Source organism: Streptomyces sp. NPDC056169, from assembly GCF_042268445.1.
In the GTDB taxonomy this organism is placed as follows: domain Bacteria; phylum Actinomycetota; class Actinomycetes; order Streptomycetales; family Streptomycetaceae; genus Streptomyces.
Genome location: NZ_JBHJUO010000012.1, coordinates 261,551 through 286,219, shown reverse-complemented (window position 1 = coordinate 286,219; position 24,669 = coordinate 261,551). Strand labels below are relative to the sequence as shown.

Genomic DNA, 24,669 nt, shown 5'->3' with positions numbered 1-24,669 from the left:
TGATCAGCGAGGCGCGGCCGCGCTCTCGCGCAGCTCCTCGGCCGTCTCCTCGGCGGCCGGAGCCGGCAGCGGCGCGGGGCCGTCCGACTCGCTGACGCCGAAGCGGTCGTGGAAGCGGCGCAGCGGCCCCGGGGCCCACCAGGTGAGGCGGCCGGTCAGCTTCATCACGGCGGGCACGAGGAGGCTGCGGACCACCATCGCGTCCATGAGGACGGCGAGGGCGACGCCGAGGCCGAGCATCTTGGTGTTGGTGACCCGTGAGGTGCCGATCGCGATCATGACGACGGCGAGGATCACGGCGGCGGCGGTGATCAGGCCGCCGGTGCGGCGCAGCCCGAAGCGGACGGAGTGCTCGTGGTCGCCGGTGGCGTCGTACTCCTCCTTGACGCGGGAGAGCAGGAAGACGCCGTAGTCCATGGAGAGCCCGAAGGCCACGCAGAACATGAGGACGGGCAGCGTGGTCTCGATGTCGCCGGTGGGGGTGAAGCCGAGGAGCCCGGCGAGGTGGCCCTCCTGGAAGACCCAGACGACCGCGCCGAACATCGCCGTGAGGCTGAGGGCGTTGAGGACGACCGCCTGGACGGGGATCAGGACGCTGCCGGTGAGCAGGAAGACGAGGAGCAGGGTGGCGAGGACGACGATCGCCGCCGCCCAGGGCAGCCGCTCGGCGAGGGCGTCCTTGGAGTCGACGAGGACGGCGGCCTGTCCGGTGACGGCGGTGTCGAAGGGCGCGGGTGCGGCCCGGAGTTCGCTCACGACCCGCTGGGCTCCGGGGCCGACGGTCTCGCCCTCGGGCACGACGGTGAAGTAGGCGTGGCCGCCGCCGCCCGCGGTGACGGGGCCGTCGGCCCGGCCGACGCCGTCGAGGGCGGCGATCCGCTCGCGGTAGGCCGCGTACTGGGCGGGGGTGGCCCGCCCCTCGGCGAGGACGGTGATCGCGCCGGCGGGGTCGCCGGGGAAGCCGTCGCGGAGCTGGTCCTGGACGACCCGGGAGGAGGCGGTGACGGGGAGCTGGCGGTCGTCGGCGGTGCCGAACTTCACGCCGAGGAAGGGCAGTCCGAGGAGGACGAGGCCGGCCGCGGTGGCGACGGCGAAGACCGGCGCGCGGCGCATCACGAGGTCGGCGGCCCGGGCCCAGCCGGATCCGTCGGCGGTGTCCTCGCGGGGCGGCCGGCCGCGCCGGAGGAGGCGTCGCAGGTCCAGGGCGTTGACCCGGTCGCCGAGCAGGACGAGGGCCGCCGGGAGCAGGGTGAGCGCGGCGGTCGCGGCGAGGACGACGACGGCTATCCCGGCGTAGGCGAAGGAGCGCAGGAAGTACTGCGGGAAGACGAGCATCGCGGAGAGCGAGACGGCGACGGTCAGCGCGGAGAACAGCACGGTCCGCCCCGCCGTGCGCAGGGTGGTGCGGACGGCGGTGTACGTGTCGGCGCCGGCGGCGAGCTCCTCGCGGTAGCGGCGGACGACGAACAGGGCGTAGTCGATCGCGAGTCCGAGGCCGAGGGCGGTCGTCAGGTTCTGTGCGAAGACCGAGACGTCCGTGAACTCGGTGATGCCGCGCAGGACGGCGTTGGTGCCGAGGATGGCGACGATGCCGACGCCGAGCGGCAGGAGGGCGGCGACGGCGCTGCCGAAGACCATGACGAGGAGGACGAGGGTGAGGGGCAGGGCGATGAGCTCGGCCCGCAGCAGGTCCTCCTGGATGATCACCTGCATCTCGTGGCGGACGGCGAGGCCGCCGCCGAGGGTGACCTCGACGGGTCCGTGCGTGCCCCGGTACTCGGGAGCGATCCGTTCGAGGACGGCGCCGGCGTCCTTCTCGTCGCCGTCGATCCGGGCGGCGATCACCGCCTGCCGGCCGTCCTCGGAGCGGAGGGCGGGCGAGCCGGTGGACCAGTAGGAGCCGACGCCGTCGACGCCCGGCTCGGCGTCGAGGCGCTCGGCGAGCTTCCGGGCCTCGGCGGCGACGGCCGGCGCGTCGACCGCGGCGGTCCCGCCGGTCCCGGCGTCTCCGGCGGTCCCGGTCTCCTCGGTGTCGGGCTTGGTGTCGAGGAGGAGGAGCAGGTTCGGCTGCGAGCCGGGGAACTCCCGGGCCAGCGCCTCCGTCGCGTACGTGGACTCGGCGGCCGGGTCCTCCCAGCCGCCGCTGCCCATCCGGTCGGCGACGCCGCCGCCCGCCAGGACGGCGAGGGCGGTGAGCACGAGCGCCACGAGGAGCGTGAGGCGCGGCCGGGCGGTGACGAACCGCGTCCACCCGCCGCCCGTACCCCCACCGGGTGTGGATTTCTTGACTTCGGCCATGACGCGGTGTCCCCTTCACCTGACCCATGTGCGCGCTTCCCGGCAGGTCACATGGGTCGCCCATTGCCATAGAATGACAAACACGAGTGATCACTCGCGTTTTCCAAGAATGCGAGCGACCTCTCGCATTTGTCAAACGTGTCGCGAGGAGAGCTGGGGACAGCCATGTCCGAGAAGCGCGAGAAGCCCGAGATGTCCGAGGAACCGAAGCCGCGCCGCCATCAGGCGCGCGGCGAGCGCCGCATCACGCAGCTGCTCCAGGCCGCCGCGAACGTCTTCTGCGCGAACGGCTACACGGCGGCCAGCACCAACGCGATCGCCCGCGAGGCACACGTCTCGCCCGGCACGCTCTACCAGTACTTCCCGAACAAGGAAGCCATCGCCATAGAGCTCGGCGGCCGCCTCATGCACGAGATGCGCGAGGCCCACGGCCAGGTCTTCACCCCGGAGAACCTGTCCCTGCCGCTGCCCCTGCTGCTCGACGCGATCGTCGACCCGCTGATCGAGTTCAACTGCGCCAACCCCGTCTTCCTCGCCCTGATGCACGGCTCCGAGATCCCCGGCCGGATCGCGGAGGAGCACGACGCCCTGCACGCCTCGCTGATCGAGCGGGTCCGCCTCCTGATCACGCACTACCTCCCGGGCCGCCCGACCGAGGAGTGCGTCCGGATCGCCGACATGGCCTTCGCGGTCTTCAAGGGCGGCCTCGCCCTGGTCCTCGCCGCCCCCGAGGGGCCCGAGCGGGACGCCACCGTCGCCGAGCTGAAGCTCGTCCTCCTGCGCTACCTCGACCCGGTCATCGGCGACGCCGCCGTCGCCACCCGCGCCGGGCTCACCACGCCTCGGAACCCCTGACCGCCTCGGAGGGCAGCGCCTTCTCCCCCGCCCGCGCCCGCAGCTTCAGCGCGAGCAGCGGGAAGACGAGGACGGAGGCCATGCCGGCCCCGACGAGCGCCGCCGCGTCGCCCGCCGTCAGCTCGTGGTCGTCCACGCCGATGGTCGTGATCGCGACGACGAGCGGCAGCGCCGTGGAGCCGTAGAGGACGAGCCCGCCCCGGTCCTTGCGGTCGAGGTCGCGCGGGGCGAGGAACCAGATCGGCCCGCCGCGCACGACCAGGAAGAGCAGCAGGAAGACCGGGAGCAGGAGCAGGGTCCGGCCGCCGGAGAGCAGCGAGTCCAGGTCGAACTCGATCCCGGTGACGACGAAGAAGACCGGGACGAGGAAGCCGAAGCCGACGGCCTCGATCTTCTCCAGGATCTCCGGGCCCGCCTGGGGCGCGGCCCCGGTCAGCACGAGCCGGGTGATGAGCCCGGCCGCGAAGGCGCCGAGCAGCACGTCGAGCCCGAGCGCCGTCGAGGCCCCCAGCATCAGGGCGAGCAGCAGGAAGACGAAGCGGACGGCGAACTGGCCGCTGCTGTGCAGGGTCTTGGCGATGATCCGGGAGAACCACGGCGGGCGCGGGCGCAGCGCCCAGAAGACGGCGGCGGCCGTGAGCGCGGCGAAGACCGCGAGGAGCACGGTCGACTCGGCGGCGGCGCGCCCGCTGAGCAGCAGCGCCATCGCGATGATCGGGCCGAACTCGCCCACCGCGCCGAAGGCCATGACGACCGAGCCGAACCGGCCGTGGAGCTCGCCCGCGTCCCGCAGCACGGGCAGGACGGTGCCGAGCGCGGTGCTGGTCAGCGCCACCCCGATGAAGACGCCCTTGGCATAGCCGCCGCCCAGCAGGATCCCGGTGCCGAGCCCCAGCACGAGGGCGGCGACCCAGGCCCAGACGGCGCGCTTGAGGGTGTCGCCGCGGACCTTGCCGAACTCGATCTCGTACCCCGCGAGGAAGATCAGCATGGTGAGGCCGAGCTCCGAGAGGCCGTCGATCAGCGCGTCGGGGTGGGCCCAGCCGAGCACGTCGGGGCCGATGAGGATGCCGAGCAGGATCTCGAAGATGACCAGGGGTACGGGGATCCGGCGTCCCACCCCGTAGGCGAGCAGCGGCGCCAGGACGGCGATCGCCATGATCAGGATGAGCGTGGTCCCCGAATGCGACATAACGGGTATTTACCATAAGCTCCGGTCAGATGACCTGTCGGCGGAGGGACTTGGAGGTCTTCCGGTGCACGAGTACCCACCCACCACACAGACGCCCCCGCCGCCGGCGGCCCCGCCCACCCCGCAGCCGCGCCCCGGACTGTGGAAGCGCTGCCTGTGGGGCGGCCTGGCGCTCTGGATCCTGACGGCGGTCGTCACGTACGCCACCGAGAACACCACCCTGCTCCCCACCCTCATCCTGCTCGGCAGCTTCCTCGTCCCGGCGGTCTTCGTGCTCTGGGCGTACGAGCGGCACGGCCAGGACTTCGGCGTGCCGGTGATCCTCGGCTGCTTCCTCACCGGCGGCATCCTCGGCGTTCTCGGCGCCTCCGTCATGGAGTACTACCTGCTCCACCCCTCCCTCTGGATGTTCCTGGGGGTCGGGCTGATCGAGGAGGCCGTGAAGCTGGCGGCCCTGATGTTCGTCGTACGCCGCTATCCGCGGCTGCGCGGCATCCGCGCCGGACTCGTCCTCGGCGGCACGGTCGGCTTCGGCTTCGCCGCCTTCGAGAGCGCCGGGTACGCCTTCAACGCCGCCGTCACCATGGACGGCATCGACCTGCGCTCCCTCCTGGAAACCGAGATCCTGCGCGGGGTGCTCGCCCCCTTCGGCCACGGCCTGTGGACGGCGATCGCCGGCGCGGTCCTGCTCGCCTACCGCCGCCCCGACGGCCGCTTCCGCTTCGCGGGGCCCGTCATCGGCACGTACCTCGGGGTCGCGGTGCTGCACGCGCTCTGGGACTCCATGCACGGCATCGCGCTCTGGCTGGTGCTGCGCATGACCACCACCGACCTCGACCGCTCGCTCTTCGCCCAGGGGTACCTCCCGCAGCCCACCTCGCAGCAGGAGCACCTCTTCACCCTCTTCTCGGTGGGCGGGCTCGTCCTGGTGACCCTGGCGGGACTCGCCTGGCTGAGATCACTCGCGCGGCGCGACCGGGACAGGAGTGGAATTTATACCCCCTAGGGGTATAACCTGGTTGGGTAAGGACCTGAACCCCGAAGGAGCGCGCCATGTCCGCCGAGACGAAGACCGAACTCACCACCGTCTACCAGGTCAAGGGCATGACCTGCGGCCACTGCGAGGGCGCGGTCTCCGGCGAGATCTCCGAGATCCCCGGCGTCTCCTCGGTCACCGCCGTCGCCAAGACCGGCGAGGTCACCGTCGTCTCCGACGCCCCGCTCGACGTGGAGGCCGTGCGCGCCGCCGTCGACGAGGCCGGCTACGAACTCGTCTGACCGACCCCTTCTCGTCAACACCGCGCAGGGCCGTACCGTTACCGGGTACGGCCCTGCTCTCGTTGGGAAGCACTCATGACGTCCACGATCACCGAGCTGACGATCGGTGGCATGACCTGTGCCTCCTGCGCGGCCCGCGTCGAGAAGAAGCTCAACCGGATGGACGGGGTGACCGCGACGGTCAACTACGCCACCGAGAAGGCACGCGTCGAACATCCCCCGGAGCTCCCGGTCGGCGACCTGATCGCCACCGTCGTCAAGACCGGCTACACCGCCGAGGAACCCCTGCCGCCGGAGCCCGAGCCCGAGCCCGACGAGGCCCCCCGGGAGGACCCCGAACTCGCCTCCCTCCGGCAGCGGCTGACCGTCTCCGCCGTCCTCGCCGCGCCCGTGATCCTGCTCGCCATGGTCCCCTCGCTCCAGTTCGACAACTGGCAGTGGCTCTCGCTCACCCTCGCCTCCCCCGTCGTCGTCTGGGGCGGGCTGCCCTTCCACCGGGCCGCCTGGACCAACCTCCGGCACGGCGCCGCCACCATGGACACCCTCGTCTCGGTCGGCACCCTCGCCGCCTACGGCTGGTCGCTCTGGGCCCTCTTCCTCGGCGACGCCGGCATGCCCGGCATGCGCCACGGCTTCGACCTCACCGTGGACCGCTCCCAAGGCGCCTCCACCATCTACCTGGAGGTCGCGGCCGGGGTCATCACCTTCATCCTGCTCGGCCGCTACCTGGAGGCCCGCGCCAAGCGGAAGGCGGGCGCCGCGCTGCGGGCCCTGATGGAGCTCGGCGCCAAGGACGTCGCCGTCCTGCGCGGAAGCACGGAAGTACGGATCCCGGTCACCGAGCTGCGGGCCGGCGACCTCTTCGTCGTACGCCCCGGGGAGAAGATCGCCACCGACGGCACCGTCACCGCGGGCGCGTCGGCCGTCGACGCCTCCCTCCTCACCGGCGAATCGATGCCGCTGGACGTCACCGAGGGCTCCGAGGTGACCGGCGGCTGCGTCAACGTCTCGGGCCGGCTCGTCGTCCGGGCCGCCGCCGTCGGCGCCGACACCCGGCTCGCCCGCATGGCGAAGCTCGTCGAGGACGCCCAGAACGGCAAGGCCGAGGTGCAGCGGCTCGCCGACCGGATCTCCGCCGTCTTCGTCCCGGTCGTGCTGCTCATCGCGCTCGGCACCCTCGTCACGTGGCTCCTGCTCACAGACGACCCGACCGCCTCGTTCACCGCCGCCGTCGCCGTCCTGATCATCGCCTGCCCCTGCGCCCTGGGCCTCGCGACCCCGACCGCGCTGATGGTCGGCACGGGACGCGGCGCCCAGCTCGGCATCCTGATCAAGGGCCCCGAGGTCCTGGAGTCCACCCGCCGCGTCGACACCGTCGTCCTCGACAAGACGGGGACGGTCACCACCGGCCGGATGCGGCTGACCGGCGTGCACGTGTACGGCGGCGGTTACGGCACCTCGGGCACCGACGAGACCGAGCTGCTGCGCCTCGCGGGCGCCCTGGAACACTCCTCCGAGCACCCGGTCGCCCGCGCGGTCGCGGCCGGCGCCGCCGAGCGGTGCGGCGAGCTCCCCGTACCGAAGACCTTCGAGAACGTCCCCGGGCTCGGCGTCCGCGGCTCCGTCGACGGCCGGCTCGTCCTCGTCGGCCGCGCCGCCCTCCTCACGGCCGAGGGCGTCGAGGCGCCCGCCGCCGCGGAGCCCGGCGCCGTCCACGTCGCCTGGGACGGGGTCGCCCGCGGCACCCTGACCGTCGCCGACACCGTCAAGGACACCAGCGCCGAGGCGGTCGCCCGGCTGCGCGGCCTGGGACTCCACCCGATCCTGCTCACCGGGGACCACCGGGCGGTCGCGGAGGCCGTCGCGGCGGAGGTCGGCATCGACGAGGTGATCGCCGAGGTGCTCCCCGAGGAGAAGGCCGGGGTGATCCGGCGGCTCCAGGAGGAGGGCAGGACGGTCGCGATGGTCGGCGACGGGGTCAACGACGCCGCCGCCCTCGCCACCGCGGACCTCGGCCTGGCGATGGGGACGGGCACGGACGCGGCCATCGAGGCGAGCGACCTGACGCTGGTCCGCGGCGACCTGCGCGTCGCGGCGGACGCCATCCGGCTCTCCCGCCGCACCCTGGCGACGATCAAGGGCAACCTCGGCTGGGCCTTCGGCTACAACGTCGCCGCCCTGCCCCTGGCGGCGGCCGGACTGCTCAACCCGATGATCGCGGGGGCCGCGATGGCCTTTTCGTCCGTCTTCGTCGTATCCAACAGCCTGCGACTGCGGCGCTTCACGTGAATTGACCTACACGTGACGCACAGGACCTTCACAAAGAGATCTAGATCACAGATATTGGGGGGTAACCATCTGGGCTGTTCGCGAGTCTAAGTGGGCGATGCCGAGAACGTCTTGGGGGACGTTCATGGAATGTCTTGGGGGACGTTCCTAGGCAAGCGTTGGCCGGGGCACGTGCACCGGGGAGCTTTGAGCGGCCCTCCCGTACGTACCCCGGCAGACCGCCCCGCGCCCGACCGCGCAGCTACTGCTGACGCCGGCAGACGCCCGGCCCGGATCCCGTGGGGGGAATCCGCACCGGGGGATATGGGAAGCGCCCCGACCGTCGACCCGTGGGGGGATCGGCGGCGGGGCGCTTCCTGCTTTCTTTTAAGGCTCGGTTCGCCTCCGGGGCGCGGTCAGGTCCTGAACCGGACTAGCGGGCCTCGACCGGGACGAAGTCGCGGAGGACCTCGCCCGTGTAGATCTGGCGCGGGCGGCCGATGCGGGAGCCCGGCTCCTTGATCATCTCGTGCCACTGGGCGATCCAGCCGGGAAGCCGGCCGAGCGCGAAGAGCACGGTGAACATCTCGGTCGGGAAGCCCATGGCGCGGTAGATCAGGCCCGTGTAGAAGTCCACGTTCGGGTAGAGGTTGCGCGAGACGAAGTACTCGTCCGAGAGCGCGTGCTCCTCCAGCTTGAGCGCGATGTCGAGCAGCGCGTCGTCCTTGCCGAGCGCCGAGAGGACATCGTGCGCCGCCGCCTTGATGATCTTGGCGCGCGGGTCGAAGGACTTGTACACCCGGTGGCCGAAGCCCATCAGGCGGACGCCGTCCTCCTTGTTCTTCACCTTGCGGATGAAGGAGTCGACATCGCCGCCGTTGGCCTGGATGCCTTCCAGCATCTCCAGGACCGACTGGTTGGCGCCACCGTGCAGCGGGCCCCACAGGGCCGAGATGCCGGCGGAGATCGAGGCGAACATGTTCGCCTGCGAGGAGCCGACCAGACGCACGGTGGACGTCGAACAGTTCTGCTCGTGGTCCGCGTGCAGGATCAGCAGCTTTTCGAGCGCGGCGACGACGACCGGGTCCAGGTCGTACTCCTGCGCCGGGACCGAGAAGGTCATGCGCAGGAAGTTCTCGACGTACCCGAGGTCGTTGCGCGGGTAGACGAAGGGGTGGCCGATCGACTTCTTGTACGCGTACGCCGCGATCGTCGGAAGCTTGGCGAGCAGCCGGATCGTGGAGAGGTGGCGCTGCTTCTCGTCGAACGGGTTGTGGCTGTCCTGGTAGAAGGTGGACAGCGCGGAGACCACCGACGACAGCATCGCCATCGGGTGGGCGTCCCGCGGGAAACCGCGGAAGAAGTTCTTGACGTCCTCGTGGACGAGCGTGTGCTGCGTGATCTCGTTCTTGAAGGTCGACAGCTCGTCGACCTTGGGCAGCTCACCGTTGATCAGCAGGTACGCCACCTCAAGGAAGGTGGAGCGCTCGGCCAGCTGCTCGATGGGGTAGCCGCGGTACCGCAGGATCCCCTGCTCACCATCGAGGTAGGTGATCGCGGATTTATAGGCGGCGGTGTTGCCGTATCCGCTGTCCAGGGTGACCAGACCGGTCTGGGCTCGGAGTTTCCCGATATCGAAGCCCTTGTCGCCGACGGTGCTCTCGACCACCGGGTAGGTGTATTCACCGTCCGCGTACCGCAGTACTACAGAGTTGTCGCTCACGTCATCCCTCACCGACGTAGTGCCTCTTCTTCGAGGTGCCCTGACTGTCTCTACCATCCCCCATTTGGCTCAGGAGAGTGCACTCGGGGTCGACCATTGGGCCAATCGGCGGCACTCAGTGCCGCCAACCTTCATATCCTGCCCCCTTCGCCCCGGTTCCGGTAGACCTCCGTGATCTTTCACACCGGAGCTCCACCTGTGAGGCGATGAGACAGTGCGGTAAAGCGCCTGCCCGCCGACACCGTGCGGACCGCCTGGGCTATCGCCCGGCGCGAGCCGACCAGGACGACCAGCTTCTTGGCCCTCGTCACGGCCGTGTAGAGCAGATTCCGCTGGAGCATCATCCAGGCGCTCATGGTGACGGGGATCACCACCGCCGGATACTCGCTTCCCTGCGAGCGGTGGATGGTGACCGCGTACGCGTGGGCGAGTTCGTCCAGCTCGTCGAAGTCGTACGGCACCTCCTCGTCCTCGTCCGTGCGCACGGTCAGCCGCTGCTCGACGGCGTCCAGGGCGGTGACGACGCCGACCGTGCCGTTGAAGACGCCGTTCGCCCCCTTGTCATAGTTGTTCCTGATCTGGGTGACCTTGTCGCCGACCCGGAAGACCCGGCCGCCGAACCGCTTCTCGGGCAGGTCGGGGCGGGCCGGGGTGATCGCCTGCTGGAGCAGTCCGTTGAGCGAACCCGCGCCCGCCGGACCCCGGTGCATGGGGGCCAGGACCTGGACGTCCCTGCGCGGGTCGAGGCCGAACTTGGCCGGAATGCGGCGGGCCGCGACCTCCACGGCGACCCGCGCGGCGTCCTCGGTCTCCTCCTCGACGAAGAGGAAGAAGTCCGGCAGGCCCTGGGTGAGGGGCGGCGTGCCGGAGTTGATCCGGTGCGCGTTGGTGACGACCCCGGACTGCTGGGCCTGCCGGAAGATCCGGGTCAGCCGCACGGCGGGTACGGGGCTGCCGGGGGCCAGCAGGTCGCCGAGGACCTCGCCCGCGCCGACCGAGGGGAGCTGGTCGACGTCCCCCACGAGGAGCAGGTGGGCACCGGGTGCCACGGCCTTGACCAGCTTGTTCGCCAGGAGCAGGTCGAGCATGGAGGCCTCGTCGACGACGACCAGGTCGGCGTCGAGCGGCCGGTCCCGGTCGTAGGCCGCGTCCCCGCCCGGTTTGAGCTCCAGGAGCCGGTGGACGGTGGAGGCCTCCGCGCCGGTCAGCTCGGCGAGCCGCTTGGCGGCCCGGCCGGTGGGCGCGGCGAGGACCACCTTGGCCTTCTTGGCCCGGGCCAGCTCCACGATCGAGCGGACCGTGAAGGACTTGCCGCAGCCGGGGCCGCCGGTGAGGACCGCGACCTTGCAGGTCAGGGCGAGCCGGACCGCCTCCTCCTGCTCGGGCGCGAGCGTGGCCCCGGTGCGCTCGGCGAGCCAGGCCAGCGCCTTGTCCCAGGCCACGTCCCGGAAGGCGGGCATGCGGTCCTCGCCGGTCCGCAGGAGCCGGCCGAGCTGCCCCGCGAGCGACAGCTCGGCGCGGTGGAAGGGCACCAGGTACACGGCGGTGACCGGCACCCCCTCGGGGCCGGGCACCGACTCCCGTACGACCCCCTCGGGGTCCTCCGCGAGCTCGGCCAGGCACTCGATGACGAGCCCCGTGTCGACCTGGAGGAGCTTGACGGCGTCGGCGATCAGCCGCTCCTCGGGCAGGAAGCAGTGGCCCTGATCGGTGGATTGCGACAAGGCGTACTGCAGGCCGGCCTTCACCCGGTCCGGGCTGTCGTGCGGGATGCCGACGGCCTGCGCGATGCGGTCGGCGGTGAGGAAGCCGATGCCCCACACGTCGGCGGCGAGCCGGTAGGGCTGGTTCTTCACGACGGAGATGGAGGCGTCCCCGTACTTCTTGTAGATCCGGACCGCGATGGAGGTGGAGACGCCCACTCCCTGGAGGAAGACCATGACCTCCTTGATCGCCTTCTGCTCCTCCCAGGCCGCCGTGATGTTCCCGGTGCGCTTGGGGCCCAGACCCGGGACCTCGATCAGACGCGCGGGGGACTCTTCGAGGATGTCGAGGGTGTCGAGCCCGAAGTGCTGCGTGATGCGGTCGGCGAAGACCGGGCCGATGCCCTTCACGAGACCGGAGCCGAGATAGCGGCGGATGCCCTGGATCGTCGCCGGGAGGATCGTCGTGTAGTTGTCGACGGTGAACTGCTTGCCGTACTGCGGGTGGGACCCCCAGCGGCCCTCCATCCGCAGCGACTCCCCCGGCTGGGCGCCGAGCAGCGCACCGACGACCGTGAGGAGGTCGCCGGCGCCGCGCCCGGTGTCGACGCGGGCGACCGTGTACCCGCTCTCCTCGTTGGCATAGGTGATCCGCTCCAGCACCCCTTCGAGCACTGCCGGACCGCGACCCTCGTTCGACATGCACCGACCGTAGCGAAGGCCTCGGACACCCGGGACGCCCTGTGGACAACTCGCGTCCCGGGGTGCCGGGAAGCTCAGAGCGCCGCGGTGAGGTCCAGTTCGACCCGCTGTCCGGGGAATCCGAGCTGCGCGACCCCGAGCAGCGTGCTCGCCGTGGTGAACGCCGGACCGAGGGCGGACGCGCTGAGCCGTGCCCAGACGGCGGCGAGTACCGGCCGCTCGTCGCTCACGACGTAGATCACGGACCTGACGACCCGGTCCGGCGTCGCACCGACGGCCGCCAGCGCGGCCAGGGCGTTGGCCACGATCTGGTCGACCTGTCCGTCCACGTCGTCCCCGACGAGCGTGCCGTCCGGCCCCAGGGGGCACTGCCCGGCCAGGTAGGCCGTACGGCCCGTCTCCACGACCGTGACGTGGTGGTATCCGGGGGTCGGGTGCAGGCCTTCCGGATTGACGCGCCGTATCTCCGTTGTCATGGCCCTCATCGTGACGTCCGTCCGGCAGCCCGGCAACGGAGATTCTCCCGACGTGCCGTCCCACCGCTCCCCGCCTAGCGTTTCCGGCATGAGTGAACCTTCCTTCCAGGACGACGTCCTGACCGAGCTCGGCGACGACCGGCTCCAGGAGATCGCCGGGCTGCTCGGGACCGACGCCACCGGGGCCCAGGAGCTCGTGGACAGTTCGGTCACGGAGCTCTCCGGCGAGCTGCGCCAGGCGGCGGCCGAGCCGGCCAGCGCGGACGAGGTCCGGGCCGCCGTCGACGAGGTCGCGTCGGCCGAGCCGCCGCTCCAGGGCGTCGCCACGCTCGGCGGCCTGGCGGCCGGGGGCCTGATGGCCGGGGTGCTCGCCAAGCTCGCCCGCCCGGCGGCGAGCGCGGTCGCCAAGCGCACCGGCCTGCCGCCCGCGACGGTCGACCGCGCCGTCGACATCCTGGTCCCGGTCATCGTCGCCGCCCTCACCAAGCGCGCCGCCGCGAAGAAGGGCGGCGACGGCCTGGGCGACCTGCTGGGCGGCGGCAAGAAGTAGCCGCCGGCCTCGAAGCCTCAGGCAAGCCGTACCGTTCGCGGCACTCTCAGACCGCCAGGAAGCGTTCCAGGGTCTCCTCCAGGACCTCGACGCCGTCCCGTGCCCACAGTTCGTCGTTGAAGAGTTCCACCTCGACCGGGCCGGTGTAGCCGGCCTTCTCGACGAGGTCCGCCCAGGCCCGGAGGTCGATCGCGCCCGTGCCCAACTGGCCCCGGCCGTTGAGGACTCCCGCCGGGAGCGGGGTCGTCCAGTCGGCGAGCTGGAAGGAGTGGACGCGGCCCGCCGCGCCCGCGCGTTCCACCGCGGCCGGGGCCCGGTCGTCCCACCAGAGGTGGTACGTGTCGACGGTGACGCCCACCTGCTCGGCCGGGAACCGCTCCGCGATGTCCAGGGCCTGATCGAGCGTGGAGACCGCGCAGCGGTCGGAGGCGTACATCGGGTGCAGCGGCTCGATGGCGAGGCGGACGCCGCGCTCCCCCGCGTACGGGGCGAGTGCCCCGATGGCCTCGGCGATCCGGGCCCGCGCGGAGGGCAGGTCGGGACAGGCGGGGGTGAGGCCGCCGGAGACCAGGACGAGGGTGTCGGTGCCGAGCGTCACGGCCTCGTCGATGGCGGCGCGGTTCTCCGCCTCCCAGCCGTCCGCGGTGAAGAACCCGCCCCGGCAGAGGGTGGTGACGGCGAGGCCCGCGTCCCGTACGAGAGCGGCCGCCGCCTCGACCCCGTACTCCTGGACGGGTTCGCGCCACAGGCCGACGCCCGGGACGCCGAGCCGGACGCACTCCGCGACCAGTTCGGGCAGGGCGAGCTGCTTGACGGTCATCTGGTTGATGCTGAAGCGGTCGAGGTTCACTGCGGTACTCCGTACACGGCGAGCAGGGAGCGCATGCGGGCCTCGGCGAGCGCCGGGTCGGGGAACAGGCCGAGTCCGTCGGCGAGTTCGTAGGCCCGGGCGAGGTGCGGGAGCGAGCGGGCGGACTGGAGGCCGCCGACCATCGTGAAGTGCTCCTGGTGGCCGGCGAGCCAGGCGAGGAGGACGACGCCCGTCTTGTAGAAGCGGGTCGGGGCGGCGAAGAGGTGCCGGGAGAGCCTGACGGTCGGGTCGAGGAGCTTGCGGAAGCCCGCGACGTCGCCGGTGTCGAGGGTCCGGACCGCCTCGGCCGCGAGCGGGGCGAGGGGGTCGAAGATGCCCAGCAGGGCGTGGCTGAAGCCCTGTTCGTCGCCGGCGATGAGCTCCGGGTAGTGGAAGTCGTCGCCCGTGTAGCAGCGGACGCCCTCCGGGAGGCGGCGGCGCAGCTCGACCTCGCGCCGGGCGTCGAGGAGGGAGACCTTGATGCCGTCGACCTTGTCGGGGTGGGCGGCGATCACGTCGAGGAAGGTCTCGGTGGCGGCGTCGAGGTCCGCCGAGCCCCAGTAGCCCTCCAGGGCCGGGTCGAACATCGGGCCGAGCCAGTGCAGGACCACCGGTTCGCTCGCCTGGCGGAGGAGGTGGCCGTACGTGTCGAGGTAGTCATCCGGGGTCGCCGCCGCGGCGGCGAGGGCCCGGGAGGCCATCAGGATGGCCTGGGAGCCGGTCTCCTCGACGAGGGCGAGCTGCTCCTCGTAGGCCTGCCGGACGGTCAGGAGGTCGGCGGGTCCGGTGAGCTGGTCGGTGCCGACGCCGCAGGCGATGCGGCCGCCGACGGCCTTCGCCTCGGCGGCGGAGCGGCGGATCAGCTCGGCGGCCCCGGCCCAGTCGAGGCCCATGCCGCGCTGGGCGGTGTCCATGGCCTCGGCGACCCCGAGGCCGTGGGACCAGAGGTGGCGGCGGAAGGCGAGGGTGGCGTCCCAGTCGACGGCGGCGGGCGAGTCGGGGGTGGTGTCGGCGTACGGGTCGGCGACGACGTGCGCGGCGGAGAAGACCGTACGGGAGACCAGCGCGCCGCCCGTGGGGACGGCGAGGGGCTCCGTGCGGGGCGTGTGCTCCCCTACGCCTCCGCCCGCCTGCGGGAGGCGGATCACAGGGAGACCTCCGGGACGTCGAGGCGGCGGCCCTCGGCGGCCGACTTCAGTCCCAGCTCGGCGAGCTGGACGCCGCGGGCGCCGGCGAGGAGGTCCCAGTGGTACGGCTCGCCGAGGGTGACGTGCCGCAGGAAGAGCTCCCACTGGGTCTTGAAGCCGTTGTCGAACTCGGTGTTGTCGGGGACCTCCTGCCACTGGTCGCGGAAGGACTCGGTGACCGGGATGTCGGGGTTCCAGACGGGCTTCGGGGTGGCCGAGCGGTGCTGGACGCGGCAGTTGCGGAGTCCGGCGACGGCGGAGCCGTGGGTGCCGTCGACCTGGAACTCGACGAGCTCGTCGCGGTTCACGCGGACCGTCCAGGAGGAGTTGATCTGGGCGACGGCGCCGCCCTCCAGCTGGAAGATGCCGTACGCGGCGTCGTCGGCGGTCGCGGCGTACGGCTTGCCCTGCTCGTCCCAGCGCTGCGGGACGTGGGTGGCGACGTGCGCGGCGACGCTCGTGACCCGGCCGAAGAGCTCGTGGAGCACGTACTCCCAGTGCGGGAACATGTCGACGACGATGCCGCCGCCGTCCTCCGAGCGGTAGTTCCAGCTGGGGCGCTGGGCGTCCTGCCAGTCGCCCTCGAAGACCCAGTAACCGAACTCGCCGCGCACGGACAGGATCTCGCCGAAGAAGCCGCCGTCGATGAGCCGCTTGAGCTTGAGCAGGCCGGGGAGGAAGAGCTTGTCCTGGACGACGCCGTGCTTGATGCCCTTCGCCTCGGCGAGCCGGGCGAGCTCCAGGGCGCCGGCGAGGTCGGCGGCGGTGGGCTTCTCGGTGTAGATGTGCTTTCCGGCGTCGATGGCCTTGGTGAGGGCGTCGACGCGGGCGGAGGTGACCTGGGCGTCGAAGTAGATGTCGACGGTGTCGTCGGCGAGGACGGCGTCGAGGTCGGTGGACCACTCGGTGAGGCCGTGGCGCTCGGCGAGCGCGCGCAGGGCGTGTTCGCGGCGGCCGACGAGGACGGGCTCGGGCCAGAGGGTCTCGCCGTTGCCGAGGTCGAGTCCGCCCTGCTCGCGCAGCGCGAGGATCGAGCGGACGAGGTGCTGGCGGTAGCCCATGCGCCCGGTGACGCCGTTCATGGCGATGCGGACTGTCCTGCGTGTCACGAAATCTTCCTCTCCCGGCAATTCCGCGCCTCGATAGAAAGCGCTTTCTGTCTGGGAGGAAGCTAACCTGCCGACATCACGCCGGACAAGGGCCTCGGAGGTAACGCACACGATGACCGTCACCCTGGCGGACGTGGCCGCCCGCGCCCGGGTCTCCCCCGCGACCGTGTCCCGGGTCCTCAACGGCAACTACCCGGTCGCCGCCTCGACCCGCGAGCGGGTCCTGCGGGCGGTGGACGAGCTGGACTACGTCCTCAACGGCCCCGCGAGCTCCCTGGCCGCCGCCACGTCCGACCTGGTCGGCGTGCTGGTCAACGACATCGCCGACCCCTTCTTCGGGATCATGGCGAGCGCGGCGCAGAGCGCGATCGGGGAGGTCGCGTCGGGGCGGGCCGGGGGCGAGAAGCTCGCCGTCGTCTGCAACACCGGCGGCTCCCCCGCGCGCGAACTGACCTACCTCACCCTGCTCCAGCGGCAGCGGGCCGCGGCCGTGATCCTCATGGGCGGCTCGCTGGAGGACCCCGAGCACCTGGCGGCGACGGCGGGCAAACTGGCCAAACTCGCGGAGGCGGGGACCCGGGTGGTGCTGTGCGGGCGGCCGCCGGTGCCGGGCGACGCGAACACGGCGGCGCTCGTCTTCGACAACCGCACCGGCGCGCAGCGCCTGACCGAGCACCTGCTCGACCTCGGACACCGGCGCATCGGATACGTGGCGGGCCCGGCCGACCGGACGACGACCCGGCACCGGCTCGAAGGCCACCGGGCGGCGCTCGCGGCGGCGGGGGTCGCCGAGGGGCCGACGGTCCACGGCCCGTACGACCGCCGGTCCGGCTACGAGGCGACCGCCGAACTCCTCGACCGCGAACCGGACTTGACGGCGGTCGTCGCCGCCAACGACACGGTGGCGCTCGGCGTCTGCGCGGCCCTGCGGGAGCGGGGCCTGTCCATCCCGGACGACGTCTCGGTGGCGGGCTTCGACGACCTGCCCTTCTCGGTGGACGCGGTCCCGGCCCTCACGACCGTCCGTCTGCCCCTGCACGACGCGGGCGTACGGGCGGGCCGCCTGGCCATGGGCGCGGAGGAGCCTCCGGCGGGGGGTCCCGTGAACGTCCCGGGGGAGCTGGTGCTCAGGGGGTCGACGGCCCGGCCGCGGGGGTAGCGGGTCAGTATCGTGAGACGTACCGAAACGCGGAGGCCCCATGGCACCACCGATGATGAACGCACTCAGCGCCTGGGAAGTGCTGGACGGCGTGAACCTGCCCGGTGGATACCGCGTGGAGATCACGGACGGGAAGATCATCCTGACGCCGCGCACCGAGCAGCAGTCAGACGTCGTCATCGACGCGGCACCCCAGATCGATCAACAGCTGGCCGACGAGGGCGAGATCCTCTCGGACGTCATGATCGACTTCCCGTCCAGCCTGTACGGCTACGCCCCTGATCTCGCCATCGTCGCCCCCGGCTCCGAGCTGAACAGTCGGGGGCGCTACGAGTGGCACAGCCTGGAGGCGGTGATCGAGGTCGTCTCGAAGAGCACGCGGGACGACGACTTCGACAAGAAGTTCCGGATGTACGCCCAGTGCGCCATCCCGCTCTACGTGATCATCGACCCGTCGGACAGCACCTGCACCATCCACCGGAACCCCACGCGTACCGGCGCCTACATGGACCAGGAGCAGATCGCCTTCGGCGAAGACCTGGTCCTCCCCCTCGAAGGGCGGGAGATCGTCGTGAAGACCGACGGATTCCCCCGCTCCGAGAGCTGACCTAGTTCTCCGGCGTCAGGCCCGTCGCCGTCAGGACCGCTTCGACCGTCTCCTCGATCGTCTGGTCCGCGTTGTCGATCCAGACGCCCTCGCCGGAGAGTTCCTCGCGCATGGCCTCGTCGAGGAAAGCCCAGTTCGTGGTGAGCTTCTTGTGGCGGGCGTTGTTGCGTTCCCAGGCCTTGTCCGGGCCCGGGGCCAGGATCACCACGTGGAGCGGGACCGCCTTCGTGTGGGCGCGGTAGAAGTCCAGGTGGGAGCGGCGTACGACCACGTCGTCGAGGACCGGCAGGAAGCCGGCCGCGGCGAAGCTGTCCGCGAGGAGGCAGCCGTTGCGGGCGCGCAGCAGGATCTGGCGGTCCGCCTCCGGGTCGCCGTCCGGGCTGGGCCAGCGGCAGCCCTGGACGATCAGCTCCTGGAGGTGGTCGACCTCGATGTGCGCGGAGCGGGCGAAGCGGGCCGCGAGGGCCGCCGCGACGGTCGACTTGCCGCTGCCCGGGATGCCGGCGAGCAGGACGGCGCCGGGCGCGGGCTCGGGGGTGTCGACGGTGATGTGCTCGAAGGTCATGCGGGCCTTTCCTCGCAGGTGGGACCGGACGACGATACGGTCACGGGCTCCCGTGCCGCCAGGGAATTACGGGGCGGCGGCGTCCGGCGCGCTCCCGGTGCGAAGGAGGTCAGCGCCACTCCCCCGACCAGCAGCGCCGCCGCGCACCAGCGGAGCGGGCTCACTCCCTCTCCCAGGAACAGGGCGGCCGAGGACATGCCGAAGACGGGGACGAGGAGCGAGAAGGGCGCGACGGAGGAGGCCGGGTGGCGGCGGAGCAGCCACCCCCAGGCACCGAAGCCGAAGACGGTCGTGATCCAGGCGACGTAGAGGATGACGCCGACGCCCGTCCAGTCGAGTCCGCGCAGGGCCGCGAGGTCGCGCTCCGGTCCCTCCAGGAGGAGGGAGAGGGCGAGCAGCGGCAGGACGGGCACGGTGCTGACCCACACCATGAAGTTCAGGGCGTCGGGCGGGGAGGCCTTGCGGGTCAGGACGTTGGAGACGCCCCAGCAGGCCGCCGCCGCGACCACCAGGGCGAAGCCCGTGAGCGCCCCCGCCGCACCGTCGAACGCGCCCTCGTCGACCGCCGCGACGCCGATGCCCGCGAGGGCGACCGCCATGCCCGCGACCTTGAGCCGGCCGGGGCGCTCGCCGAGGGCCGCGAAGGCGAAGAGCGCGGTGAAGACCGCCTGGACCTGGAGGACCAGGGACGAGAGTCCGGCCGGAGCGCCGAGGTCCATGCCGGTGAAGAGCAGCCCGAACTTGGCCACGCCCAGGACGAGTCCGACGCCCACGATCCACTTCCAGGCGACGGTGGGGCGGCCGACGAGGAAGACGGCCGGCAGGGCGGCGGCGAGGAAGCGGAGGGCGGAGAAGAGCAGCGGCGGGAAGTGGTCGAGGCCGATCTCGATGACGACGAAGTTGACGCCCCAGACGGCCGCGACGAGGGCGGCGAGGGCGAGGTGGGCCGGGGCGAGACGGGTGGGGACGGAGGGGAGAGTGGGGGCCGAGGGGAGGGCGGGGGCTGAGGAGCGCGAGGGGGCGGGGCTCATGTGTCGAGCATCGCGCCGGCGACCGTGTAGCACCAGCACGGGTTCCTTCATGGTGGGATGAAGCAACACTTCATCCACTGCACCCGAACCCACCCCGACGGGAGCCCCCCGTGCTCGATCTCGGCCGTCTGCGCGCCCTCCACGCCGTCGCCGTCCACGGCAGCGTCGGCGCCGCCGCCTCCGCCCTCGGCTACACCCCGTCGGCGGTCTCGCAGCAGATCGCGAAGCTGGAGCGCGAGACCCGTACGACCCTGCTCGAACGCAGCGGCCGTGGCATCCGCCTCACCGACGAGGCCCATCAACTCGCCGACACAGCACAGCAGTTGCTCGCCATCGTGGAGGAGGCCGAGGTGCGGATCGAGGAGCGGCGCGGTCTGCCGTCCGGGCGTCTGACGATCGGCTGTTTCGCGAGCGCGGCGCGCGGTCTGATGCCCCGGGCGCTCGCGGAGCTGGCCCGGCGCCACCCCGGTCTCGACGCCCGCCTGTCGGAGGTGGACCCGCACCTCTCGATCGACCTGGTGGCGCGGGGCGTGATCGATCTGGCCGTGGTGCACGACTGGGACATCGCCCCGCTGCCGGCCCCGCCGGGGGTCGAGCGGGCGGCCGTCGGCGACGACCTGTGCGACATCCTCGTCCACCGGGACCACCCGCTGGCGGGCCGGAAGTCGGTGCGGCGGGAGGAGCTGGCGGACGAGCGGTGGATCTCGCAGCCGCCGGGCACGGTCTGCCACACCTGGCTGACCCGGACGCTGCGGGCGACGGGGTACGAGCCGCTGATCGCCCATCAGGCGGAGGAGAACCACACCCAGGTCGCCCTGGTGGCGGCCGGTCTGGGCATCGCGCTCGTCCCGCGGCTCGGCCGCGGCGGGCTGCCGCCGGAGGTGACGCCGGTCCACCTCGACCCGGTGCCGACGCGCCGGCTGCACGCCATGTGGAGGACGGGGGCGGCGCGGCGCCCGGCGATCCGGGAGACGGTCCGTACGCTCCAGGAGCTCTGGCCCTCCGTCACGTCCGTCACGTCCGTCGCGGGCGCGTAGTCGGCCGGGGCCCGAGGCGATTCCTGCGCGGATCCTTGACCTGGCAGTTACTTTCGGGCTATCCGTGACACCTTGGAAGTTTCCTTCAACCTCGCACGGCCGGAAGGAGCATCAGTGCACCACCGCGCCCCCGCCCCCTCCCGACGCACCCTTCTCACGGTGACCGCCGCAGCCGCCGCGGCCGCCGTCACCGGAGTCACCGCCCCGGTGGCCCACGCCGCGCAGGAGCGGCACGACGACAAGAAGCTCCAGCGGATCATCGATCGGATGTCCCTGGAGGAGAAGGTCGGCCAGCTCTTCGTCATGCGGGTGTACGGCCACTCCGCGACCGCCCCCGACCAGGCCGACATCGACGCCAACGTCAAGGAGATCGGCGTCCGCACCGCCGCCGAGCTGGTCGAGCGCTATCACGTCGGTGGCGTCATCTACTTCTCCTGGGCCCACAACACCCGCGACCCGCAGCAGATCGCCGAGCTCTCCAACGGCATCCAGCAGGCCGGTCTCGCGCAGCCGACCCCGGTCCCCCTGCTCATCTCCACCGACCAGGAGCACGGCATCGTCTGCCGGGTCGGCGAGCCGGCCACCCTGGTGCCCGGGGCGATGGCCCTCGGCGCGGGCGGCTCGCTCGCGGACGCCCGGAAGGCCGCGCAGATCGCGGGCGCCGAGCTCGCCGCCGTCGGCATCCGGCAGAACTACGCCCCGGTCGCCGACGTCAACGTCAACCCGGCCAACCCGGTGATCGGCGTCCGCTCTTTCGGCTCCGACCCCCAGGCGGTCGCCGGTCTGGTCGCCGCCCAGGTCAAGGGCTACCAGCGGGCCGGGGTCGCGGCCACCTCCAAGCACTTCCCGGGCCACGGCGACACGGCCGTCGACAGCCACTACGGTCTGCCGACGATCACCCACACCCGGGCCCAGTGGGCCGAGCTCGACGCGCCGCCCTTCGCGTCGGCGATCGCCGCCGGGATCGACTCGATCATGACCGCGCACATCGTGGTGCCCGCGCTCGACCCCAGCGAGGACCCGGCGACGCTCTCCCGGCCCATCCTCACCGGCATCCTGCGCGAACAGCTCGGCTACGACGGCGTGGTGGTCACCGACTCGCTCGGCATGGAGGGCGTGCGCACCAAGTACGGCGACGAGCGCGTCCCGGTCCTGGCGCTCAAGGCCGGGGTGGACCAGCTGCTCAACCCGCCGAACCTGGACGTCGCCTGGAAGGCGGTCCTGGCGGCGGTCAAGGGCGGCGAGCTGACGGAGAGCCGGCTCGACGAATCGATCCTGCGGATCCTGCGGCTCAAGGCGAAGCTGGGCCTCTTCCGGCAGCCGTACGTGACCCGTGCGGGCGTCGACCGGGTGGTCGGCACCCGGGCGCACCTCGACCGGGCCGACCGGATCGCCGAGCAGACCACGACCCTGCTCCTCAACGAGGGCGGCTTCCTGCCGCTGAGCCCCGCCGGCCACGGCAAGGTCCTCGTCGTCGGCGCCGACCCCGCCTCGCCGTCGGGCACGACCGGGCCGCCCACCACGACCCTGGCCACGGCCCTCGGGGAGCTCGGGTTCACCGCGACGGCGCTCTCCACCGGGATCACCCCGACGGCCGCGAGGATCGAGGAGGCGGTGGCGGCGGCAGCCGGGCAGGACGTCGTCGTCGTGGGCACGTACAACATCACCGCGACCAGCCCGCAGCGCACGCTCGTCGCACGGCTCGTCGCGAGCGGCGTGCCCGTCGTGACGATCGCGATCCGCAACCCGTACGACATCGCCCGGATCAGCGGCCAGCGGGCGACCCTCGCCGCCTACTCCTGGACCGACGTCGAACTCCGCGCCGCGGTCCGGGTCCTGGCCGGGCGGGCGCGGCCGAAGGGGCGGCTGCCCGTCCCCGTGCAGAGCGCGGACGACCCGACCCGGGTGCTGTACCCGGTCGGCCACGGTCTCTCGTACGGCTGACACGCGATACGGGTGTGCCCGGCGGTCCTCCGAGGACCGCCGGGCACACCCACGCGTACTGGGGAGTTACGGGCGCAGCCCGTGCTCCCGCGTCACGTCCTCGTCGACCGCCTTGTCGAGGCGGGCGTCGAAGCGCGCCAGGGGCTGCGCCGCCTCGACGGCCGGGGCGGAGACGCCGGCCCAGGCCAGGATGCGGGCGGTGGCGTTCTCGCGCTCGGCGTCGACGAGCCCGGCGACGTTGGCGCCGTGGTTCGCGCCCGGCGCCGTGTAGACGTAGCTGTCGCGCGCGCCCTTGCCGAGGTGGAACGGCTCGGAGCCCCACGGGTCGTTGCCGCCGTAGACGAAGAGCATCTGGTTCGCGTTCCTGCGGACCCAGTTGTCGACGTCCCGCATGACCTGCGGCTGGAACTTCATCGGGATGGAGCTCGGCACGAAGTTGCGGGCCGGCTGGTAGCCGTAGCGGCTGAGGCCCCCGAGGTGCGGCTGCTTGATGCTGGGCGAGCCGAGCTGGGTGGCCGCCTGGTAGTAGTACGGCGTGTAGTAGTCCAGGCCCTGGTCGGTGTAGGCGGCCCAGCCGGAGTAGGCGTCGATCGTCTCGTAGACGGCGTCGTCGCTCGCGGTCGCCGCGTCCGGGATCTGGTCGCAGACGTCCTCGCCGTAGTACTGCCAGAAGCCCCAGACGAAGTCGAGGACGACGGCCTCGTAGGCCTTGTCGACGGTGCCGATGGTGTTGAAGGTGGCGCCGTCGGCCTCGGACTTCTCCTTGAACTTCTTCTGCAGCGGCTCGCGGCGGACGAGGGCCTCGCGCTGCATGTTGTTCAGGCGGTCGCGGCAGGCCTTGGTGCCGACGTTCGCGAAGAAGCGGTCGTAGGCCGAGTCCTCGTTGTTCACCACGTCGTTCGGGGCGACGTACGCGACGACGCCGTCCATGTCACGCGGGTAGAAGCGCTCGTAGTAGGTGGCGGTCATGCCGCCCTTCGAGGCGCCGGTGGAGAGCCAGTTCTCCTGGTAGATCTTCTTCAGCGCGGTGTAGATCCGGTGCTGGTCGCTGGCCGCCTGCCAGATGTCGAGCTTGGACCAGTCGGCCGGCTGCGGGCGGGACGGCGTGAAGAAGCGGTACTCCATGGAGATCTGGTTGCCGTCGATGATCCGGGTCGGCTCGGCGCGGCTGGGAGTGGTGCTCAGGCCGTAGCCGCTGGTGCGGAAGACGGTGGGACGGCTCGTGTCCTTGTGGAGGACGGAGAGCCGCTGCTTGAAGGTGCCCGCCCACGGGCGCTTGTGGTCGATCGGCTGGACGTAGTCCAGGACGAAGTAGCGGTAGCCGGCGTAGGGCTTCTCCTCGATCAGGCTCATCCCGGGGATCGCCAGGATGCGGTCCTTGATGTCCGTGCTCTGCGAGTCGGCGACGGCGGTGGGGCTGTTGGCCTCCGTGTCCGCCGCGGTGGCCACGCCCGCGGTGCCGACGGTGCCTATGAGCACCGCGAGCGACACCAGCCCTCTGAGCGACTTGCGCATTCGTCCTCCCCTTGGTTCACAACGGTGTCGCGAACCTAGCGGGGGCAACGTGTGGACCGCCAGACCTTGTTGGTCCTTACTCTTGGACTTTCCTGTGCTTCAGCAGAGGAAAGACCCGGCGTCAGCAGGGGAAACGGGTCGGCGTCAGCACAGGATCCAGCCCGTGGACCTGCCCTGTCCGGCCACCGAACCGTAGGCGCGGACGCAGCGGTTGAGGGCGTGGACGGTGACCGGGCCGGTCTGCCGGCCGAACCGTCCGGCCTTGACGGCGGGCCGGCCGCCGCGCGGCTGGAGGGAGACGGTCATCGGACGGGCGGCGCCGGGCCGCTTGGCGACGGTGACGGCGCAGGCGTAGTGACGGGTCCGGTAGAGGCGCAGCTCGCCGGTGGCGAAGCGGTAGGTCTTGGCCGGGCGGCCGGTGCAGACGGAGACGGCCTCGGCGGTGGCGCCGCCGCCCGGTCCGGGCCAGGGGGTCAGGAGCAGCGCGAGGGCGGCGAGGAACGGGACGAGGACGCGCGCGAGCAGCCGTCGGCGGTGTGGTGCGGGTGTCGCGTCCGTCGGCATGTCCGTGAGCATGCGGTCCCCTCCCGAGCGAGTCGCCGTACGGACGTACGGAGATT

21 protein-coding genes are annotated in these 24,669 nt (G+C 71.8%); 9 read left to right on the top strand and 12 right to left on the bottom strand.

What is annotated here, in order from left to right:
- Positions 1–3: 3 nt before the first annotated feature.
- A complete protein-coding gene (locus ACFC0G_RS21915) occupies positions 4–2,298 on the bottom strand; it encodes an MMPL family transporter (protein ID WP_376405678.1) in 2,295 nt (764 codons plus the stop codon).
- A 165-nt stretch (positions 2,299–2,463) separates the two neighbouring features.
- Here ACFC0G_RS21915 and ACFC0G_RS21910 point away from each other — a divergent pair, with 165 nt between their 5' ends.
- Positions 2,464–3,153 carry a TetR/AcrR family transcriptional regulator gene (locus tag ACFC0G_RS21910; RefSeq protein WP_376405676.1) on the top strand — a complete coding sequence of 230 codons (690 nt, stop codon included), beginning with the start codon at positions 2,464–2,466 and terminating at the stop codon, positions 3,151–3,153.
- Here ACFC0G_RS21910 and ACFC0G_RS21905 read toward each other — a convergent pair.
- The gene (locus ACFC0G_RS21905) at positions 3,131–4,345 is read right to left on the bottom strand and encodes a cation:proton antiporter (RefSeq protein WP_376405674.1); all 1,215 of its coding nucleotides are present in this window, start codon (positions 4,343–4,345) and stop codon (positions 3,131–3,133) included. The two genes, ACFC0G_RS21910 and ACFC0G_RS21905, sit on opposite strands and share 23 nt — an antisense overlap.
- 64 nt (positions 4,346–4,409) lie before the next feature.
- Here ACFC0G_RS21905 and ACFC0G_RS21900 point away from each other — a divergent pair, with 64 nt between their 5' ends.
- From ACFC0G_RS21900 to ACFC0G_RS21890, 3 genes are all read left to right on the top strand, one after another.
- Positions 4,410–5,351: a PrsW family intramembrane metalloprotease gene (locus ACFC0G_RS21900; RefSeq protein ID WP_376405672.1), complete on the top strand. Its 942-nt coding sequence runs from the start codon at positions 4,410–4,412 to the stop codon at positions 5,349–5,351.
- A 47-nt stretch (positions 5,352–5,398) separates the two neighbouring features.
- On the top strand, positions 5,399–5,623 hold the full coding sequence (locus ACFC0G_RS21895; protein WP_376405670.1) for a heavy-metal-associated domain-containing protein: 225 nt from the start codon (positions 5,399–5,401) through the stop codon (positions 5,621–5,623).
- A 75-nt stretch (positions 5,624–5,698) separates the two neighbouring features.
- Positions 5,699–7,912, top strand: coding sequence for a heavy metal translocating P-type ATPase (locus ACFC0G_RS21890; protein WP_376405668.1), 2,214 nt, complete (start codon positions 5,699–5,701; stop codon positions 7,910–7,912).
- A gap of 412 nt (positions 7,913–8,324) precedes the next feature.
- Here ACFC0G_RS21890 and ACFC0G_RS21885 read toward each other — a convergent pair whose 3' ends face one another.
- From ACFC0G_RS21885 to ACFC0G_RS21875, 3 genes are all read right to left on the bottom strand, one after another.
- Entirely contained in the window at positions 8,325–9,614 is a 1,290-nt protein-coding gene (locus ACFC0G_RS21885; protein ID WP_351809704.1) for a citrate synthase, read from the bottom strand.
- Positions 9,615–9,793: 179 nt separating this feature from the next.
- A complete protein-coding gene (locus ACFC0G_RS21880; protein WP_376405665.1) occupies positions 9,794–12,019 on the bottom strand; it encodes an ATP-dependent RecD-like DNA helicase in 2,226 nt (741 codons plus the stop codon).
- 74 nt (positions 12,020–12,093) lie between these two features.
- Entirely contained in the window at positions 12,094–12,495 is a 402-nt protein-coding gene (locus tag ACFC0G_RS21875; RefSeq protein ID WP_376405663.1) for a RidA family protein, read from the bottom strand.
- Positions 12,496–12,583: 88 nt separating this feature from the next.
- On the opposite strand from ACFC0G_RS21875, the gene ACFC0G_RS21870 reads away from it, so the two are divergent.
- Positions 12,584–13,045 (top strand): DUF937 domain-containing protein, encoded by a 462-nt coding sequence (locus ACFC0G_RS21870; protein ID WP_376405661.1) that lies wholly within the window; start codon positions 12,584–12,586, stop codon positions 13,043–13,045.
- Positions 13,046–13,091: 46 nt separating this feature from the next.
- Here the strand turns inward: ACFC0G_RS21870 and ACFC0G_RS21865 are convergent, their stop codons facing one another.
- The 3 genes from ACFC0G_RS21865 to ACFC0G_RS21855 are packed head-to-tail and all read right to left on the bottom strand — an operon-like array spanning position 13,092 to position 16,191.
- The gene (locus tag ACFC0G_RS21865; protein WP_376405774.1) at positions 13,092–13,865 is read right to left on the bottom strand and encodes a sugar phosphate isomerase/epimerase family protein; all 774 of its coding nucleotides are present in this window, start codon (positions 13,863–13,865) and stop codon (positions 13,092–13,094) included.
- A gap of 26 nt (positions 13,866–13,891) precedes the next feature.
- Entirely contained in the window at positions 13,892–15,043 is a 1,152-nt protein-coding gene (locus ACFC0G_RS21860; protein WP_376405659.1) for a dihydrodipicolinate synthase family protein, read from the bottom strand.
- On the bottom strand, positions 15,040–16,191 hold the full coding sequence (locus ACFC0G_RS21855; RefSeq protein WP_376405656.1) for a Gfo/Idh/MocA family protein: 1,152 nt from the start codon (positions 16,189–16,191) through the stop codon (positions 15,040–15,042). The genes ACFC0G_RS21860 and ACFC0G_RS21855 overlap by 4 nt, the downstream gene beginning before the upstream one ends.
- A 112-nt stretch (positions 16,192–16,303) precedes the next feature.
- Here ACFC0G_RS21855 and ACFC0G_RS21850 point away from each other — a divergent pair, with 112 nt between their 5' ends.
- Positions 16,304–17,350 (top strand): LacI family DNA-binding transcriptional regulator, encoded by a 1,047-nt coding sequence (locus ACFC0G_RS21850; RefSeq protein WP_376405654.1) that lies wholly within the window; start codon positions 16,304–16,306, stop codon positions 17,348–17,350.
- Positions 17,351–17,390: 40 nt separating this feature from the next.
- Entirely contained in the window at positions 17,391–17,957 is a 567-nt protein-coding gene (locus ACFC0G_RS21845; protein WP_376405652.1) for a Uma2 family endonuclease, read from the top strand.
- 1 nt (position 17,958) lies between these two features.
- Here the strand turns inward: ACFC0G_RS21845 and ACFC0G_RS21840 are convergent, their stop codons facing one another.
- Positions 17,959–18,522, bottom strand: coding sequence for an AAA family ATPase (locus ACFC0G_RS21840; protein WP_376405650.1), 564 nt, complete (start codon positions 18,520–18,522; stop codon positions 17,959–17,961).
- Positions 18,519–19,553: an EamA family transporter gene (locus ACFC0G_RS21835; protein WP_376405648.1), complete on the bottom strand. Its 1,035-nt coding sequence runs from the start codon at positions 19,551–19,553 to the stop codon at positions 18,519–18,521. Before ACFC0G_RS21835 ends, ACFC0G_RS21840 begins: the two co-directional genes overlap by 4 nt.
- Positions 19,554–19,663: 110 nt before the next feature.
- Here ACFC0G_RS21835 and ACFC0G_RS21830 point away from each other — a divergent pair, with 110 nt between their 5' ends.
- Both ACFC0G_RS21830 and ACFC0G_RS21825 read left to right on the top strand, forming a co-directional pair.
- On the top strand, positions 19,664–20,590 hold the full coding sequence (locus ACFC0G_RS21830; protein WP_376405646.1) for a LysR family transcriptional regulator: 927 nt from the start codon (positions 19,664–19,666) through the stop codon (positions 20,588–20,590).
- A 114-nt stretch (positions 20,591–20,704) separates the two neighbouring features.
- Complete coding sequence (locus tag ACFC0G_RS21825) at positions 20,705–22,534, top strand: glycoside hydrolase family 3 protein (protein ID WP_376405644.1); 1,830 nt, start codon at positions 20,705–20,707, stop codon at positions 22,532–22,534.
- 66 nt (positions 22,535–22,600) lie between these two features.
- On the opposite strand, the gene ACFC0G_RS21820 is transcribed toward ACFC0G_RS21825, so the two are convergent.
- Together ACFC0G_RS21820 and ACFC0G_RS21815 are read right to left on the bottom strand one after the other, a co-directional pair.
- Positions 22,601–24,049, bottom strand: coding sequence for an aminopeptidase (locus ACFC0G_RS21820; RefSeq protein ID WP_376405642.1), 1,449 nt, complete (start codon positions 24,047–24,049; stop codon positions 22,601–22,603).
- 144 nt (positions 24,050–24,193) lie between these two features.
- Complete coding sequence (locus ACFC0G_RS21815) at positions 24,194–24,625, bottom strand: hypothetical protein (RefSeq protein WP_376405640.1); 432 nt, start codon at positions 24,623–24,625, stop codon at positions 24,194–24,196.
- Positions 24,626–24,669: the final 44 nt, after the last annotated feature.